We start from the raw sequence: 17,008 nt of genomic DNA on the forward strand, positions 1-17,008 counted from the left end.
TTCGGGCGTGCCGGCGCACCGATCGATGGTGCGAGCGGATGCAGGAAACGCACAAACGAGGCATGCCGGATGCCCAAGCTTCTCTCGGACGATGCGGTCGCCGCCTATCAGCGCAACGGCTACCACTTCCCGATCGACGTGCTGACGGAGGCGGAAACTCTGGATCTGCGCCGGCGGCTGGAAGCCCATGAGGCGGGCGCTGGCGGCCCGATCCAGGGCGACCGCCGGCACAAGGCCCATCTCTACCTGACGTGGCTGAACGACCTGATCCGCCACCCGCGCATCCTCGACACCGTCGAGGACGTGCTGGGTCCCAATCTCCTGTGCTGGAGCACGAGCTTCTTCATCAAGGAGGCATCGGATGCCGGCTTCGTCTCCTGGCACCAGGACGCGACCTATTGGGGCCTGAGCTCGCCCGCCGTCATGACCGTGTGGGTCGCCTTCACGCCGGCCAACCTGCTCAACGGCTGCATGATGTTCATGCCCGGCTCGCACCGCGAGCAGCTCGAGCATCGCGATACCTTCGACAAGAACAACCTGCTGAGCCGCGGCCAGGAGATCGCCGTCAAGGTCGACGAATCCAAGGGCGTGCCCGCGATCCTCAAGCCGGGGCAGGCATCGCTGCACCACGTGCTGCTGGCGCACGGCTCGGCGCCTAACAAATCGGATGATCGCCGTATCGGCTTCGCGATCCGCTACATCCCGACCCATGTCAGCCAGGCGGTCGGCGAGAAGGACAGCGCCACCCTGGTGCGCGGCGTCGACACCTACCATCACTTCGATCATGAGGCGCGGCCGTCCGCCGACTGCGCGCCCGAGGCGCTGGCCGCCCACGCCGCCATTGTCGGCCGCCAGGTCCAGGTCCTCTACCGCGGCACCGGCCAGGAGCATTTCCGGCCGTAATCACTGTCATCCCGAGCGCCGCGAGGATCTCCCGCGAATGGCACCTCGTCCGCTTGACGCACGAGATCCTCGCTGCGCTCGGAGTCTGTGATCTTGTCCTTCCTCCGGCGGGTAGAGCCAGGGCAGCGCATATGGCTTCTGTCCTTCTGAGCGAAGCGAAGGATCCCTTGAACGATCGGTTCGCACGGAACCATCGATGACGCAAGATGCGGGCTCTCTCGACGGCTCGTGCGTGTCGACGGCTCAAGGGATCCTTCGCTTCGCTCAGGATGACAGAAGCCATGGGCGATAACCCTATCCCTCTCGGGGAAGGATGACGTCACACACTCTTGGGCCGACGCAAAATATCAAGGGGAGAGAGGCGCCATGGAAATGCTGACCGGGATCGCCCTGCTGCTGGCGTTCCTCGCCGTGGTCGTGCTGATCATCCGCGGCCAGAGTCCGGTGATCATGCTGCTGGTGCTGGCGATCGCCTGGGCGGCGATCTCCGGCATCGGCGTCAACGACATCCAGGCCAAGATCCTGCAGGGCGGCGGCGTGCAGTTCGCCAGCGCCGTCATCATCATCGTGTTCGGCGCCTGGTTCGCGCAGATCCTGATCCAGACCGGCATCGCCGAAAGCGTGATCCGCTCGGCCGTCGAGCTGGCCGGCGACCGGCCCATGGTCTCGGCCATGACCGTCACCGTGGTGACGGCGCTGCTCTTCACGTCGATGTACGGCGTCGGCGCCGCCATCGCCATCGGCGTCATCGCGCTGCCGATCATGATGAGCCAGGGCATCCCGCCGCGGCTGGCGGCGCCGGCCTTCACCATGGGCATCGGCGCCGGCACGATGGTGAACCTGGTGCAGTTCGGGACGTTCCAGAAGCTGTTTCCCGGCATCGTGTACGGCGGCCCGCACCTCACCTACTGGGCGGTCGGCGCCTGCGTCTACGTGCTGTGCGCCTGGCTGATGACCGCCATCGTGCTCAAGCGCTCGGGCGTGCGCCAGATGGCGTCGGTCGACGCCGCCGGCGCTGCGCCGGTGCGCCGGCGCACGCCATACTACACCTACATCGTGCCGATCTTCCCGGTGCTGATGATCATCATCGCGAAGTGGGAGATCATCCCGACCTTCATCCTCAGCATCGTGCTGGCGCTGGCGCTGACATGGAAGGACCGCACCGTCCAGGGCCACGTCAACCTGTTCAACAAGACCTTCTACGACGCGTTTCCGGACATCGCCACGATCGCGGCCCTGTGGACCATCTGCGGCATGATCATCGTCTGTGGCCAGATGCCCCAGGTGTCGGCGTCGCTGAAGCCGATCTTCGGCCCGATCCTGCCGCACACGCCGCTGCAGGCGGCGATCTTCTTCGGCGTGCTGGGCGGCATCGGCAGCATCTATCGCGGGCCGCTGGTGGTGATCGGCACCGGCGCCGCGGTGCTGGCGCTGGTGCTGGCCAACAACGAGCTGCCGGTGCCGCTGCTCTACTCGCTGTGGCTGGCGCCGACGGTGATGCAGGGCAGCGTCGATCCGACCAACTCCTGGACCCTGTGGACGATCGGCTACACCAAGATCTCACACGGCGACTTCCTGAAGACGGCCTTGCCGTTCGGCTGCCTCATGGTGGCGCTCAATTCCGCCATCGCCTACCTCATGCTGGCCTAGCCCGATGGACAGGAAAGCCTATCGCATCGGCATCGACGTCGGCGGCACCTTCACCAAGGCGGTGCTGATCGACAACGCCACCCATGACGTGGTCGGCCGCTATTCCGTGCTGACCACGCATGCCGATTCCCGCGGCGTCGCCAAAGGCGTGGTGGATGTCTTCCGCAACGTGCTGGAGCGCTCGCGGGTCGATCCCAAGGACGTGATCTTCCTGGCCCACAGCACGACCCAGGCCACCAACGCGCTGCTGGAAGGCGACGTCGCGCCGGTCGGCGTGATCGGCATGGCCAGCCGCGTCGAGGCCCTGCTGGCGCGCGGGCAGAGCAACATCAGGGAGATCGAGCTGGCGCCCGGTCGGTTCCTGCGGCCGGCCCATCGCTTCGTCACCACCAGCGCGCTCAGCCCGAATAGCGCGCTGGCCGCCGTCCAGGAGCTGCAGGCCGAGGGCGCCCGCGTCGTGGTCGCCACCAGCGCCTTCGGCGTCGACGACCACAGCGGCGAGGAGGCGGTGCGCGATGCCGCCGTCGGCGCCGGCGTGCCGGCGACCTGCGGTCACGAGATTTCCAAGCTCTACGGGCTGACGACCCGCACCCGCACGGCCGTGATCAACGCCAGCATCCTGCCCAAGATGATCGACACCGCCAGCATGACCGAGGCCAGCGTGCGCGAGGCCGGCATCCAGGCGCCGCTGATGATCATGCGCGGCGACGGCGGCGTCATGGATATCCAGGAGATGCGCCGCCGCCCGGCGATGACCATGCTGTCGGGGCCGGCCGCCAGCGTCGCCGGCGCACTGATGCACCTGCGCGTCTCCGACGGGATCTACTTCGAGGTCGGCGGCACCAGCACCAATATCGGCGTCATCCGCAACGGCCGGCCCACGGTCAAGTATGCCCGCGTCGGCGGCCACGAGACCTATGTCAGCTCGCTGGACGTGCGCGTGATCGGCATCGCCGGCGGCAGCATGGTGCGGGCGCGCGACGGCAAGCTGGTCGATGTCGGGCCGCGCAGCGCCCACATCGCCGGCCTGCCTTATGCCGCCTTCGCCGACCCGGCGGTGTTCGTCGACGCCGAGGTCGAGCTGTTCCAGCCCAAGTCGGACGATCCCGACGACTACGTGTCGATCCGCGTCGCCGACGGCACGCGCTATGCCATCACCAACACCTGCGCCGCCAACGTGCTGGGTTACGTCAAGCCCGGCCTGCATGCCTACGGCAATCCTGAATCGGCGCGGCGCGCGCTGGCGCCGCTGGCGGCGCTGCTGGGCTGCCCGATCGAGGAGGCCGCGCGCCAGATCCTCGACCGCGCCACGGGCAAGGCCGTGCCGATCGTGGAGCAGCTGATCGCCGAGTACGGGCTGGACCGCGACCAGGCCGTGCTGGTGGGCGAGGGCGGCGGCGCCGGCGCGCTGATCCCGTTCACCGCCGAGCGCATGAAGCTGGCCCACACCATCTCCAAGGACGCCGAGGTGATCTCCTCCATCGGCGTGGCGCTGGCGCTGGTGCGCGAGAGCGTCGAGCGGGTCATTCCCAATCCGCAGCCCGACGATCTGAAGGCGATCAAGCGCGAGGCGTTCGACGCGGTCGTGAGGCTGGGGGCCGCGGCCGAGAACGTCGAGGTCACGATCGAGGTCAACCCGCACACCCAGCGTGTGCGCGCCACTGCCATGGGCGCTTCCGAGATGCGCGCCCGCACCCGCACCAGCGCGGTCGACGAAGCCGAAGCCAAGGCCATCGGGGCGCGCTCGATGGGCCTGCCGGTCGAAGCGGTGCGCGTGGCGGCCGAGACCGACCGCATGCGCGTGATCCAGGGAACCATCACCGAGAAGTACTGGAAGATCCTGACCCGGCGGCGCCACCCGGTGCGCGCCGTGGATCTCGACGGCGTGATCCGCGTGCAGCGCGCCGATGCCAAGGTGAGCCGGGCCGAGGCGCGGCACGGGCTCGACTCGCTGAAGGCGATCTGGGAGGAGGCGACGATCTACAACGGCGACAGTGTGATCGTGCCCGACATGTTCATCATCGTGGGCGCCCAGGTCTTGGACCTCACCGGCGTCGTCGCCCTCGACCAGGCGCTGGCGGTGGCGCGGACCGAGCTCGAAGGGCTGTCTCCCGATGCCGGCGTGGTCTTCATCGCCGTCGCCGGCACGCGCCGCTGAGATGCGAGCGGCGCTGGCCGAGCTGCTGGCGCGCGCCGCGCCGGCCGCGACGCCGGTCGCTCTGGGCCTGGTGGAGCTGCAGGCCGACCGCCAGTTCCATCGCATTCCGCAAGCCGCGCGGCAGCCACTGGTCGAGGACGCGCTGGCCAGCGGCGAGCAGGCAGCCCGCGCCGGGCGCGCCGCGCATGGCACGGACGATCCTCAGGTGCTGGCCCGGCGCCTGGGCGTGCGGGTGGAAGTGGTTGCAGGCGAAGGTGGCTTCGGCAGCGTCTCGGTCTTTGCCGACTACGTGAAGCGGCCGCCCTGCATCCGTCTCTATGCCCCCGCGATCGACGCCCTGGACCGCCGCCTCGAGGCCTATCCCGACCGTGACCGCCTGGCCGCGGGCACGCGCGCGGTCTTTCTCGCGCACGAGCTCTTCCATCATGTCGAAGGGCAGCAGCCGTCGCGCGCCTTGGCGGCGCGGCACCGCGTGGCGCTGTTCGCGCTTGGCCCCTTGAAGCCCACCGTGGGCCTGGCGTCGCTGGCCGAGATCGCGGCCGGCGCCTTCGCCCAGCATCTGCTGTCGCTGCGCTACCATCCCAAGCTGCTCGATGTCGTGGCGTTGTTCGCCCGCGATCCCGATGCCGCGCGGCACATGGTCGACCGACTTTGCGTGGCGGAAGCGGGCGGTCGATAGAAGCTGACTCGGATGCGACGTCCATGCGCTGGGGCATGCCACTGCGGGCGCGTCGTCTTCCCTGGCGAGGCATTCCCGGCGTAGGCTGGGCGCAGCCGCCGATCACCGCCACGCGCCAAGCAAGCAAAATCCAGGAGGAACCATGCCCGCCATCCATCGCCGCTCGCTTCTGGCCGGCTCCGCGGCCGCGCTCGCGCTCGCCGGTGTCGCGCGCGCCGAGGACACGCCCGGCGTGACGGCCACCGAGATCCGTATCGGCAGCACCACGTCGCTCAGCGGTCCGGTGTCGGCGCTGGGGGTGCAGGCCCGGTGCCAGGAGGCCTTCTTCAGGATGGTCAACGAGCAGGGCGGCATCGCCGGCCGCAAGATCACCTACATCTACTATGACGATGGCTTCAGCCCGCCCAAGACCGTGGAGCAGGTGCGCCGCCTGATCGAGGAGGACAAGGTCGCGCTGCTATTCAACATGCTGGGCACCGCGCCCAACTCGGCGGTAGTGAAGTACATCAACCAGAAGAAGGTGCCGCACCTGTTCCTGTCGGTGAACGGCGACAAGTGGGGCGACTACAAGACCAATCCCTGGACCATGGGCTTCGCGCCGTCGGCCCGCATCGAGGCGCAGATCTATGCCAAGCACGCGCTGATGCAGAAGCCCGGCGCCCGCTTTGCGATCCTCTACCAGAACGACGATCTCGGTAAGGACTACCTCGCCGGCGTTCGCGACGTGCTGGGCGACCGCTTCGCCAGCCAGGCGCAGGCTGTCTCCTACGAGGTGACCGACGCCACGGTCGATTCGCAGATCATCTCGCTACGCGCCAGCAATGCCGACGTCCTGCTGTCGGGTGGCACAGCCAAGTTCGTCGCGCAGTCGATCCGCAAGGTCAGCGACCTGGGCTGGAAGCCGATGCATTTCATCGCCAGCGGTGCCACGTCGGTGGCCGGCGTCATCGAGCCCGTCGGACGCGAGCGTGCGGTCGATGTCATGTCGTCGGCCTACGTCAAGGATCCCAACGATCCGGCCTGGGACGGCGATGCCGGCATCGCCGAGTACCGCGCCTTCATGCAGAAGCACTTCCCCGACGGCAACGTCAAGGACACCTACAACACCTATGCCTACACCGTGGCCCAGGTGCTGATGCGGGTGCTGCGCCAATGCGAGGGCCGCCTGACGCGCGAGAACATCATGCACCAGGCCGCCAATCTGAAGGACGTGGAGGTGCCGACCCTGCTGCCCGGCATCACTGTCAACACCAGCCCCACCAACTACCACCCCCTGCGGCAGGTCCAGCTCATGCGCTGGAACGGCCAGACATGGGAGCGTTTCGGCAAGATCATCGCCGGCTCGGACGTGTGAGCCCGCGTCGCCTCCCAAAGGCTCAACCGGGGCTGCCTTCCGGCTCTTCGCCGAGCGCTGTCGCGATCTCCTCGAGGAGCGCCCGGCGGTTCGTCAGACGCGTGAACTCGCGATCCTCGCCTTCCACCATGGCGACGAAATCCGCCTGGCGCCGCAGGACCGCGCGCGTTCGTTGACTGCGTGGGGCATCGCGCAGCGCATTCGTCCACGCGGTGAAGGCGGACGGCGGCAGCAACGACGACAGCAGCTCACGGGTGACGTACACACCCCGCTCGAAGACGGTGCCTGTTCCCAGCTGCACCCATTCGCCTTCCTTCATCGGCGGCGTCGGAGGTCCCTTGATCTGCAGGGAGTCGATGAAGCTGCTGACGATCTGGCGTGCCTGGAAGGGCTGCAAGCCGCCGCTGTCCGAAACGATCACCGGCTGCGGCACGGCGACCTTGCCAGGATCCGGCAGCCAGGAGGCACCGGGGGGCAACGCTGCCGCCGCCGCGGGAATCTCCGCTGGGAAGACAAACAGGCTGGCGCGCGCCAGTGCCGCCTCGAGCCATGGATAGCGGCGCGCGAGCGCCCAGCGTACCTGGCGCGCGGACGCGACCGCCACGAGCTTGCGCTCGCTCGACGGCGAGCGCTCCACGAACACCAGGGCCTGAAGGCCGCGCATGCGTTCCATCATGACGGCGGCGATATAGAGCCGGGATGTGATCCATTCTTCGCCGGCGCCCAGCGCGACGACCGCGAAATCGGCGGGTCCTCCGGACTGGACCTGCTCCAGCATCATGCGTGAGGAGTCGTTGATGTCGGCCGAGCTCGTGGCCGTGCGAATGTCATCGAGCAGCGGCGTCGATACGGCGGCCGTCGCGGGCAGAAGCTCGACCTCGACCTTGAAGATCGACAGCTTCGTGATGCGGCTGCCGATCGCGCTGACAAACCTCGAGATCGGCTGAAAGAAGATGCCGGCGATGACCAGGGCTGCGATCGGCCATCCGAGCGCCTTGGCCAGCTCGACCTCGGGGCTCGCCGGCACCGTGGCGGGTGGCGGCGTGGTCGGCGTGACGCCGGCAGTTTGCGCGTAGGCCGAGCAGGCGAGGACGATGAGCACGATCGCCGCGAACAGCGGATGACCAGCGTATCTCTGTACGGTCATGGCAGCTTCCTTGAGCTCAAGGAGCCCGATCGGCGGATTGGCAATGATCTTGCCAAGTGAATTCTCCCGCGGATCCTCACGGCAGAAGATACACCCATTTCGGAATTCTTGTCGCTGCCTTGCGCGACTTGGGCTCCGGAAGAAGTCTAAAAATTTGAGGCCGGCATGAGGGCGAGGCAGGCCCGATGCCGCCTCTCAGCCAAGCAAATCCATGGTGCAGGATGTCCCGGGGCGCGTCAGATGTACCGCCCGACGCACGTTCGCGGACCAGGCCGGGGGCGACGCTTGTCAATGCGTCATCAGGACCGGGATCGTGGTGTGGCGCAGGACGATGTTCGTCGCGCCGCCGAAGACGAGATTGCGCAGGCGCCCGTGGCTGTAGGCGCCCATGACGATCAGGCCGGCGTTCTCCTGCGCCGCCACGGCCAGCAGGCCGGCGCCGGCATTGTCGGCCGGGTCGCTGACCACCGTCGCCGGCGCGCAGGCGCGCCAGGCCAGGTGACGCACCAGGTCGTCGGCCGACTCCCGCAGCTGGCGGTCGCCGCCACCCACGAACACGACGATGCGACGCGCGCGGGCGATCAGCGACCACGCCGCCGAGACCGCATGCGCCGCCTCGCGGGTGTCGTTCCAGGCGATGACGACCGTGTCGAACAATCCGGCCTTGCTCTCGCCGGGCACCAGCAGGACCGGTCGACCGGACTCCCATAGCGCGCCCTGCAGGGTCTGATCCGAATCCACGGCGTACTGGCGTCCGGTGCGGGCCACCACCGTCAGGTCCGCGGTGCGGGCGCGGCGCGCGATCTCCTGCGCGACCGGGCCCTGCGCCTCGCACCATTCCGCCGTGACGCTGCCGGAAGACGGCGGCGTCGAAGCGCTCTGGATGTCGGCCGCTTCCTGCCAGGCGCGGAACTTGTCGCGCGCCGCGGCGGCGCTGGCGCGCCCGCTGGCCTCGAGCGCGTCGACGACGCCTCGTGTCATGTAACCTGGCCCCACGATGCCGCCGGCGACGGCAAGGCCGACCGGATGGCGCACATGGATGCCGACGATGTGCGAGCGGATCATGTCGGTCAGGTTGCGCGTGAGATCCAGCGCGTGCTGCTCGGCCGGATCGCCCATGATCGGGACGAGGATGACGCGGTATGCCATGAGGCGGCCTCCGATGATGCGCCGGGTTCAAGCCCCTGTCGCACGACCTTTACAGCATCGGCCTTGATCTGGATTAAGACAAGGCAGACGCTTTTGGCTCATATCGCCTGGATATCAGGAAACGCGATCATGACCGAACTGTTGCATCTCGCCTGTCCACGCTGTCATACTGTCAACCGTGCCCGGCGGGAGAAGCTGGCCGCGGGCTTGCGCGGCAAGTGTGGAAAATGCGGCGCGCCGCTGTTCGACGGCCATCCGGTGGCGCTGGATGGCGCCAGCTTCGAGCCGCACGCCGCGCGCAGCGACATCCCGTTGCTGGTCGATTTCTGGGCACCGTGGTGCGGGCCCTGCAAGGTCATGGCGCCGCAGTTCGAGAAGGCGGCTGGCCGTCTCGAGCCGGCGTTGCGGCTTGCCAAGGTCAATACCGAGGAGGAGCAGGGGCTGGCAGCGCGGTTCGGCATTCAGAGCATTCCGACACTGCTCCTCCTGCGCAACGGGCAGGAGATCGCGCGCCGGTCCGGCCTCATGGATGCGGCCGGGATCGAGCAGTGGGCGGCGCAGTCACTGCGCTGATGCGTGCGCCGGCAGCGATGCCAGCTCAATCGATGTCGACGACGACGTGGCCGATCTTGGTTCCGGCCTCGACGCAGGCATGGGCGTCGGCGGTGGCGGCCAGCGGGAAGCGCTGGGCGATCGCGAACTGCGCCGCCCGGGTTGTCGGCGCCGGCCAGGCCGCGGTCGGCCAGCCAGCGGCCGATGTCGCGGATCGCCTGGTCCCGCTGCGCCGGCGTGATGGTGTACATCAGCACCGGCCGGATCAGCACGTTCTTCAGGATGCTGCGGAAGAAGGGCAGCTGCGCCGCTGGCGTCTTGGAGCCGTAGTAGACCAGCACACCCTGGTCGCGCAGCATCCCGAGGTCCATGTCGAGGTTCTCGCCGAGCTCGACCTCGATGATGCGGTCGACGCCGGCGCCGCCGGTCAGCTGCGCCACGCGCGCGGCCACGTCCTCGGTCCTGTAGTTGATCACCGCGTGCGCCCCGGCCGCTGCGGCATGGGCCGCCTTTTGCGGGCCGCTCACCGTGGCGATCACCTGTGCGCCGGCCCAGCGCGCCAGCTGCACCGCGTAGTGCCCGACGACGCCGGCGCCGCCCGAGACCAGCACCGTCTCGCCGGTCGGCGGCCCGTCGGCGAACAGGCAGCGATGCGCCGTCAGCAGCGGGATGGCGAGGCAGGCGCCCTGTGCGAAGTCGAGCATCGCTGGCAGCGGGACGGCCATCTCCGCGGGCAGGGTGCAGAGCTGAGCGGCCGTGCCATTCCATCGGCCGTAGGCGGCGTTCCAGGTCCAGACGCGCTCGCCGATCCGGCTGCGCGGCACGTCGGCGCCGACATCCACGATCTCGCCGGCCGCATCGCTGTGCGGGATCTGCCGCGGCACGCTCATCTTGCTGCGCAGTCCGGCGCGCGACTTCACGTCGGACGGGTTCACCGCCGAGGCCCGGATCCGCACCAGCACCTCGCCACGGCCCGGCACCGGGTCGGGCATCTCGCCGACCTCGATGACCGCGAGGGCGGGGCCGTTGCGCTCATACCAGGCGGCTTTCATCGACATGCTCCATGGCAAGGCGGCCTCTCGTTGCGCGCGATGTTGCCGGATCGGTCCGGGCATCGGGAAGAGGAATAAACGCCGATGAGCCTTGCGCCGGCAGGCATGGACATGGCCGGCGCCGGTGCGCGATGTAGCGGCATGCTTCAGGGACCCAGACGGAGAGGCGGATGACGATCAAAGGCAAGGCGTATATCGCCGGGATCTACGAGCACCCGACACGCAAGGCCGACGGCATCTCGCTGGCCCAGATCCATGCCGACGTGGCACGCGGCGCGCTGGCCGATGCCGGGCTCAGCCGCGACGACGTCGACGGCTATTTCTGCGCCGGCGACGCGCCAGGCCTGGGGCCGATGTCGATGGTCGAGTATCTCGGGCTGAAGCCGCGCCATGTCGACTCCACCGAGACCGGCGGCTCGTCCTATGTCATCCATGCCGCGCACGCCGCCGAGGCGATCGCGGCCGGCAAGTGCAAGGTGGCGCTCGTGACCCTGGCGGGCAAGCCGCGCAGCGGCGGCGCCCCGCCGGGCGGCGGCCGCAAGCCTGTCGACTCGCCGGACTTTGCCTTCGAGGCGCCCTTCAAGCCCACGGTGCTGAACCTCTATGCCATCTGCGCCCGGCGCCACATGCACGAGTTCGGCACCACGGCCGAGCAGCTGGCCTGGGTCAAGGTGGCGGCCTCGCAGCACGCCCAGCACAACCCGCACGCCATGCTGCGCGACGTGGTGACCGTCGAGCAGGTCGTGAGCTCGCCGATCGTCGCCGACCCGCTGCACCGTCTGGATTGCTGCGTGATCTCCGACGGCGGCGGTGCCCTGGTGATCGTGGCGCCCGAGATCGCCGCGACGCTGAAGCGGCCAAAGGTGCGCATCATCGGCGCTGGCGAGGCGATGAAGAACGTCAATGGCGGCCTGGTCGACATCACCTATTCCGGCGCCGTGTGGTCGGGCCCGGCCGCCTTCGCCGAGGCGGGCGTGAAGCCGGCCGACATCAAGTACGTCTCGATCTACGACAGCTTCACCATCACGGTGCTGATGACCCTCGAGGATCTTGGCTTCTGCGAGAAAGGCAAGGGCGGGCGCTTCGTCGCCGACGGCAACCTGATCTCCGGCGTCGGCAAGCTGCCGTTCAACACCGACGGCGGCGGGCTGTGCAACAACCACCCCGGCAACCGCGGCGGCATGACCAAGGTCATCGAGGCGGTGCGCCAGCTGCGCGGCGAGGCGCATCCGGCGGTGCAGGTGAAGAACTGCGATCTGGCGCTGGCCCACGGCACCGGCGGCTTTCTCGGCACCCGGCACGGCAGCGCCACCCTGATCATGGAAAGGGCCTGAGCCATGGCCGACAAGAAGACCGGCACCCCCGTCGCCGACATCGCCTTGCAGCCCTACTGGGACGCCGCCGCGCGCGGCAAGCTGCTGATCAAGCACTGCCAGGCCTGCGGCCGCAATCACTACTACCCACGGCCGCTCTGCCCGCATTGCTTCAGCGACAAGACCGAATGGCTCGAGACCAGCGGCGAGGGCACGATCTACTCCTGGAGCGTCGAACGGCGCGCCAGCCCGCCGTACTCGATCGCCTACGTCACGCTGCCCGAAGGCGTGAGCCTGCTGACCAGCATCGTCGATTGCGACTTCGACAACCTGTCGGTCGGCCAGAAGGTGACGCTCGCCTTCGAGCAGCGTGACGGGCAGCCGACACCGGTATTCCGCCCGGTGTAGGGCGCGCCGGCTACCGCATAAGCTGTCATCCCGGGCGCAGCGAGGGATCTCCTGCGGAAGACGCACCATGCGCCATTCGCGGGAGATCCCTCGCTGCGCTCGGGGTGACAGTGCCGTACCTTGCCCGCTCAGCGGGCCTCGGGCGCCGTCACGTTGGCCTTCAGCTCGTCGACCAGGACGCGGGTGTTTTCCGAGTAGTCGACGGGAACGCTGACCAGGCCCACGCCGCCGGCCTTGAAGGCCGCTTCAAGCGTCGGGACCAGCCCGTCGGCGTGCTGCACATGCCAGCCGCTGGCGCCGTACGCCGCGGCGTACTTGACGAAATCCGGATTGCCGTATGTCAGGCCCCAGTCGGGGAAGCGGTCGACAGCCTGCTTCCAGCGGATCATGCCGTAGGCATTGTCGACGAGGACCAGGACGACGAGGTTGAGCCGCAGCCGAACGGCGGTCTCGAGCTCCTGCGAGTTCATCATGAAGCCGCCATCGCCGCAGACGGCCAGCACGCGCCGGTTCGGGTGCAGCATCGACGCCATCATGGCCGAAGGCAGGCCGGCGCCCATCGTCGCCAGCGCATTGTCCAGCAGCAGTGTGTTGGCGACCGTGGTGCGGTAGTTGCGTGCGAACCAGATCTTGTACATGCCGTTGTCGAGCGCCACGATCCCGTCGGCGGGCATGACGGCACGCACGTCATGCACGATGCGCTGTGGCGTCAGCGGAAAGCGCGCCTCCGTCGCGCGCTCGGCGATCCGTGCGAGGATGCCGTCACGCAGGGGCAGCAGCGCCGAGGCGCGCGGCAGCTTGCCGTCCAGCCGGTCGGCGAGCAGTGCAAGGCTAGACCCGACATCGCCGACAACCTCGGCATGCGGGAAGAAGACCTGCTCCACGGTCGCCGGCGTGTAGCCGACATGGATGACCTTGGGGCCGCGCGGCCCCATGATGAACGGCGGCTTCTCGATGGTGTCGTGACCGATCGCGACGATCAGGTCGGCCCGGTCGATGGCGGCGTGGAGATGGTCGCGTTCCGACAGCGCCGCCGTTCCCATGTAGAGGTTCGAGCCACCTGCGACCGAGCCCTTGCCCATCTGGGTGTTGAAGAAGGGAATGCGCGCGCGCTGCACGAACGCCGACAGCGCGTCGGCCAGGCGCGGTCGGCTGGCTGCCGCGCCGAGCATGATCAGCGGCCGTTGGGCGGCGCCGATGAGCGCGGCCGCGCGATCGAGGGCCGCCGGATCCGCGACCGGTATCTCGATCGGATGCGGCGGCACGAGGGCGGCATCGGCTTCCTCGCCGGCGACGTCCTCCGGCAGCTCCAGATGCGCCGGTCCCGGCCGTTCCTCCTGGGCGGTGCGGAAGGCGTCGCGCACGAGCGTCGGAATCGTCCCGGCGCTCACGATCTGGCGCGCGGACTTGGTGAGCGGCTTCATCGTGGCGACGATGTCGACGATCTGGAATCGCGCCTGGCGCGCCGTTCGGATTGCCTTCTGCCCGGTGATCAGCACCATCGGCATCGCGCCGAGATGGGCGTAGGCGGCGCCTGTCGCAAGGTTGAGCGCGCCGGGCCCGAGCGTGCTGATGCAGACGCCCGGCCGCCCCGTGAGGCGCCCGTAGGTCGCCGCCATGAACGCCGCCGCCTGCTCGTGCCGCGTCAGGACCAGCTGGATCCGTGACTGGCGCAGCGATTCGACGACGTCGAGGTTCTCCTCACCTGGAACGCCGAAGATCCGTTCGACGCCCTCATTCTCCAGCGCGCTGACCAGCAGGTCCGATCCCTTCGGCATGGCTTCGCTCCGCAAACGTCTGCGGCGTCATGATAGTATGGCGCGAGCCTCATCCCACAGCTTCTGCACCAGCGCCGCCGCCGGCTCGGCCCTGGCCAGCGCCGCTGACTGTCCGGCCCACGCCTGCATGCGCTGCAGGTCGCCCTCCTTCTGGCCCGCGACGCGCATCGCACCGGTCAGCCCGCGCTGGATCGGATAGGGGGCCGGCGCCGGCGCGCCGTCGGCCAGCGCCGCCCGCACATAGGTCGTGGCGATGGCGCGGCCGGCGCGGCCGCTGAAGACACGGCTCACCACCGTGTCCTCGGGCGCGGTGCGCGCCAGGGCATCGGCCCAGGCCGGATGGATCTTGGCTTCGGGGCAGCGCAGGAAGCCGGTGCCGATCTGCGCGGCGCTGGCGCCCAACGCCAGCGCCGCGGCGATGCCGCGCCCGTCGGCGATGCCGCCGGTCGCGACCACCGGCACCTGCACCGCGTCGACGACCGCCGGCAGCAAGGCGAACAGTCCCACCTGGCGGCGCTCGGCATCCGCCGCCTCGAAGGCGCCGCGATGCCCGCCGGCTTCCGCTCCCTGGGCGACGATCACATCGGCGCCGGCCGCTGCCGCGGCACGAGCCTCGGCCACCGTCGTTGCGGTGGCGAACCAGGCGATGCCGCGCGCCTTGAGCTGCGCCACGAACGGTGGCGGATAGAGGCCCATGATAGACGACACGATGCGCGGGCCCGCCGCCAGCATCGCATCGCACTGGGCGGCGAAGTCGGGCAGCGTCACCTCGGCCGCTTCAGGCGGCACCGCCGGTCCCCACTGCTCGAGGAAGGCCCGCACGCGGGCCTCGTGATCGGGATCGCGCCTGGGTGCCGGATCCGGGATCCAGGTGTTGAGCTGGAAGGCGCCGTTGCTGCCGGCGCGCACCTGGTTCGCCCAGGCCATGATCTCGTCGGGCTGCATCAGCAGCATGCCGCCGGCGCCGAGCCCGCCGGCACTGGCGACCGCGATCGACAATGCTGGCGGGCAGGCCCCTGCCATCGGCGCCAGCAGGATCGGCACGCGCAGGCCGAAGCGGCTGCAGAAAGACTCGGCCCGGCTGATGATCGCACGCATGACGGCTCTCCTGGTTCGATGCACCCATGCCGTTGTTCGTGGCGCGCTGGCGCGACTCAAGCGAAAGTTTGAGATAGCCGTGATCTGCGCCGGTGATATCAGCGCCGCCGGGGCTGGTGGAACTCGTAGGGCGGATAATCCTTGGTGATGTCGGACACCACCTCGATCAGCGCCGGCCCGTCGCCGGCGAGCGCCTCGCGCAGCGCGCCGCGCAGGGCATCGGCGGTCTCCACCCGCCAGGCGGCGACGCCGAACGCGCGCGCATAGGCAAGGAAGTCGGGGTTGGTCAGCTCGGCGCCGGCATGGCGCCCGTCGTACAGCCGCTGCTGGTCGCGCAGCACGTTGCCGTACGCGGCGTTGTTCACCACCACCGTCACCAGGTTGATGCCGAACTGCACCGCCGTCGCCAGGTCGGAGCCGCCGAACAGGAAGCCGCCATCGCCGGTGATCGACACTACCGGCCGGTCGGGGTTGGCCACCTTCACGCCCAGCGCCGTCGGGAAGCCGTAGCCCAGCGTGCCGGAGAAGCCTGACGTGATCAGGGTGCGCGGCCGATGGACCGGATAGCCGTACCAGGCGATATAGGCCACCTGCGTCACCTCATCGACCACGATGCCGTCGTCCGGCAGCACGTCGCGGATGGCCTCGACAAACGAATATTGCGGCTGCGCCTTCTCGATCGCGGCGAGCGCCGCCGCCTTGGCTGCCGCCACGGCATCTCGCCACGCGGCGTTCTCGCGGCGTGTCACGGCCGCTGTCAGGGCGCGGGCGCCGTCGGCCGCATCGGCCACGATCGCGACATCCACGGCCAGCCGGCGATGCTCGGCCGGATCGATGTCGATGCGCGCCAGCTTCAGCCCGGCGGGGGCCGGCGTCCAGCGCGCAGTGGGTACATCCAGGCGCGTGCCGATGCCGATCAGCAGGTCGGTCTTGTCCCAGAGCTGAAAGCCGCCGACCGTGTTCAGCGACAGCTCGTGGCGCGAGTCCACGACGCCCTTGCCGGCGCGGAACGAGACCACCGGCGCGCCGATCTTTTCCGCCAGGGCCAGGATCTCCGGTCCGGCCTCGGCGGCGCCGCCGCCGACCCAGATCATCGGTGCCTTGGCGCCGTCCACCAATTTGGCCAGGGCGGTGATCTTCTGCGCATCGGGCACCGGGTTGGCGCGCCGGCCCAGCGTCTCGACCGGGTCGACATCGGCGCTGGCCGAGAACATGTCCCACGGCATCTCGACGGCGACCGGCCCAGGCCGGCCGGAGACCATGGCCTGGAAGGCGCGCGCCATCACTTGCGGCGCGTCGGTGGGATGCTCGATGCGTTCGGCGAACTTCAGCAGCGTCTTCAGCGTGGCGAGCTGGTCCGGCATCTCGTGCAGCTGGCCGCGCCCGCGGCCGATCATGGCGCTGGGCACCTGTCCGGTGATGCACATCACCGGCGCGTTCATGCCCCAGGCGGTGGTGAGCGCGCCCATGGTGTTCATCACGCCCGGTCCCGGCACCACGGTGAACGCCGATGGCCTGCCGGTCGACTGGGCGTAGCCCAGCGCCATGTAGGCGGTGGTCTGCTCGTGCCGCGCGTTGATCACGCGCAGGCGGTTGGCGTTGCGCGCGAAGGCGTCGAACAGGCCGTACATCTGCACGCCGGGCAGGCCGAAGATCGTATCGATCCCATGGCGCAGCAATGAATCGACAATGGCGTCGCCGCCGGTCATGCGGGGCATCTTGTATCCTGCTGTTCGTTGCGTCCGGTCGATCTTGGCACGGCGGCCT

14 protein-coding genes are annotated in these 17,008 nt (G+C 69.0%); 8 read left to right on the forward strand and 6 right to left on the reverse strand.

The window, feature by feature from the left end; translation table 11 throughout:
• Window positions 1-69: 69 nt before the first annotated feature.
• From FHP25_RS10560 to FHP25_RS10580, 5 genes are all read left to right on the forward strand, one after another.
• Window positions 70-903: a phytanoyl-CoA dioxygenase family protein gene (locus FHP25_RS10560; protein WP_147846892.1), complete on the forward strand. Its 834-nt coding sequence runs from the start codon at window positions 70-72 to the stop codon at window positions 901-903.
• Between the two features lie 366 nt (window positions 904-1,269).
• Entirely contained in the window at window positions 1,270-2,553 is a 1,284-nt protein-coding gene (locus FHP25_RS10565; RefSeq protein ID WP_147846893.1) for a transporter permease, read from the forward strand.
• A gap of 4 nt (window positions 2,554-2,557) precedes the next feature.
• Window positions 2,558-4,711: a hydantoinase/oxoprolinase family protein gene (locus tag FHP25_RS10570; RefSeq protein ID WP_147846894.1), complete on the forward strand. Its 2,154-nt coding sequence runs from the start codon at window positions 2,558-2,560 to the stop codon at window positions 4,709-4,711.
• Window position 4,712: 1 nt separating this feature from the next.
• Window positions 4,713-5,390, forward strand: coding sequence for a hypothetical protein (locus FHP25_RS10575; RefSeq protein WP_147846895.1), 678 nt, complete (start codon window positions 4,713-4,715; stop codon window positions 5,388-5,390).
• A 142-nt stretch (window positions 5,391-5,532) separates the two neighbouring features.
• Window positions 5,533-6,744 carry an ABC transporter substrate-binding protein gene (locus tag FHP25_RS10580; RefSeq protein ID WP_147846896.1) on the forward strand — a complete coding sequence of 404 codons (1,212 nt, stop codon included), beginning with the start codon at window positions 5,533-5,535 and terminating at the stop codon, window positions 6,742-6,744.
• Between the two features lie 22 nt (window positions 6,745-6,766).
• Here the strand turns inward: FHP25_RS10580 and FHP25_RS10585 are convergent, their stop codons facing one another.
• Together FHP25_RS10585 and FHP25_RS10590 are read right to left on the reverse strand one after the other, a co-directional pair.
• Window positions 6,767-7,891, reverse strand: coding sequence for a hypothetical protein (locus tag FHP25_RS10585; protein ID WP_147846897.1), 1,125 nt, complete (start codon window positions 7,889-7,891; stop codon window positions 6,767-6,769).
• Between the two features lie 288 nt (window positions 7,892-8,179).
• On the reverse strand, window positions 8,180-9,040 hold the full coding sequence (locus tag FHP25_RS10590) for a universal stress protein (protein WP_147846898.1): 861 nt from the start codon (window positions 9,038-9,040) through the stop codon (window positions 8,180-8,182).
• A gap of 63 nt (window positions 9,041-9,103) precedes the next feature.
• Between FHP25_RS10590 and trxC the strand changes: the two genes are divergently transcribed.
• On the forward strand, window positions 9,104-9,613 hold the full coding sequence (trxC, locus tag FHP25_RS10595; RefSeq protein WP_456243300.1) for a thioredoxin TrxC: 510 nt from the start codon (window positions 9,104-9,106) through the stop codon (window positions 9,611-9,613).
• Here the strand turns inward: trxC and FHP25_RS10600 are convergent.
• Window positions 9,502-10,644, reverse strand: a complete 1,143-nt coding sequence (locus FHP25_RS10600; RefSeq protein ID WP_178133448.1) for an NADPH:quinone reductase — start codon at window positions 10,642-10,644, stop codon at window positions 9,502-9,504. The two genes, trxC and FHP25_RS10600, sit on opposite strands and share 112 nt — an antisense overlap.
• 170 nt (window positions 10,645-10,814) lie before the next feature.
• On the opposite strand from FHP25_RS10600, the gene FHP25_RS10605 reads away from it, so the two are divergent.
• Both FHP25_RS10605 and FHP25_RS10610 read left to right on the forward strand, forming a co-directional pair.
• The gene (locus tag FHP25_RS10605) at window positions 10,815-11,978 is read left to right on the forward strand and encodes a thiolase domain-containing protein (protein ID WP_147846900.1); all 1,164 of its coding nucleotides are present in this window, start codon (window positions 10,815-10,817) and stop codon (window positions 11,976-11,978) included.
• Window positions 11,979-11,981: 3 nt separating this feature from the next.
• On the forward strand, window positions 11,982-12,365 hold the full coding sequence (locus tag FHP25_RS10610; RefSeq protein WP_147846901.1) for a Zn-ribbon domain-containing OB-fold protein: 384 nt from the start codon (window positions 11,982-11,984) through the stop codon (window positions 12,363-12,365).
• Between the two features lie 128 nt (window positions 12,366-12,493).
• Here FHP25_RS10610 and FHP25_RS10615 read toward each other — a convergent pair whose 3' ends face one another.
• The 3 genes from FHP25_RS10615 to FHP25_RS10625 form a co-directional block, all read right to left on the reverse strand.
• On the reverse strand, window positions 12,494-14,143 hold the full coding sequence (locus tag FHP25_RS10615; RefSeq protein ID WP_147846902.1) for an acetolactate synthase large subunit: 1,650 nt from the start codon (window positions 14,141-14,143) through the stop codon (window positions 12,494-12,496).
• A 27-nt stretch (window positions 14,144-14,170) separates the two neighbouring features.
• Complete coding sequence (locus FHP25_RS10620; protein ID WP_147846903.1) at window positions 14,171-15,241, reverse strand: NAD(P)H-dependent flavin oxidoreductase; 1,071 nt, start codon at window positions 15,239-15,241, stop codon at window positions 14,171-14,173.
• A 98-nt stretch (window positions 15,242-15,339) separates the two neighbouring features.
• Complete coding sequence (locus FHP25_RS10625) at window positions 15,340-16,959, reverse strand: thiamine pyrophosphate-dependent enzyme (protein WP_147846904.1); 1,620 nt, start codon at window positions 16,957-16,959, stop codon at window positions 15,340-15,342.
• Between the last annotated feature and the right edge of the window lie 49 nt (window positions 16,960-17,008).

The sequence above is a fragment of the Vineibacter terrae genome (genome assembly GCF_008039615.1).
In the GTDB taxonomy this organism is placed as follows: Bacteria; Pseudomonadota; Alphaproteobacteria; order Reyranellales; family Reyranellaceae; genus Vineibacter; species Vineibacter terrae.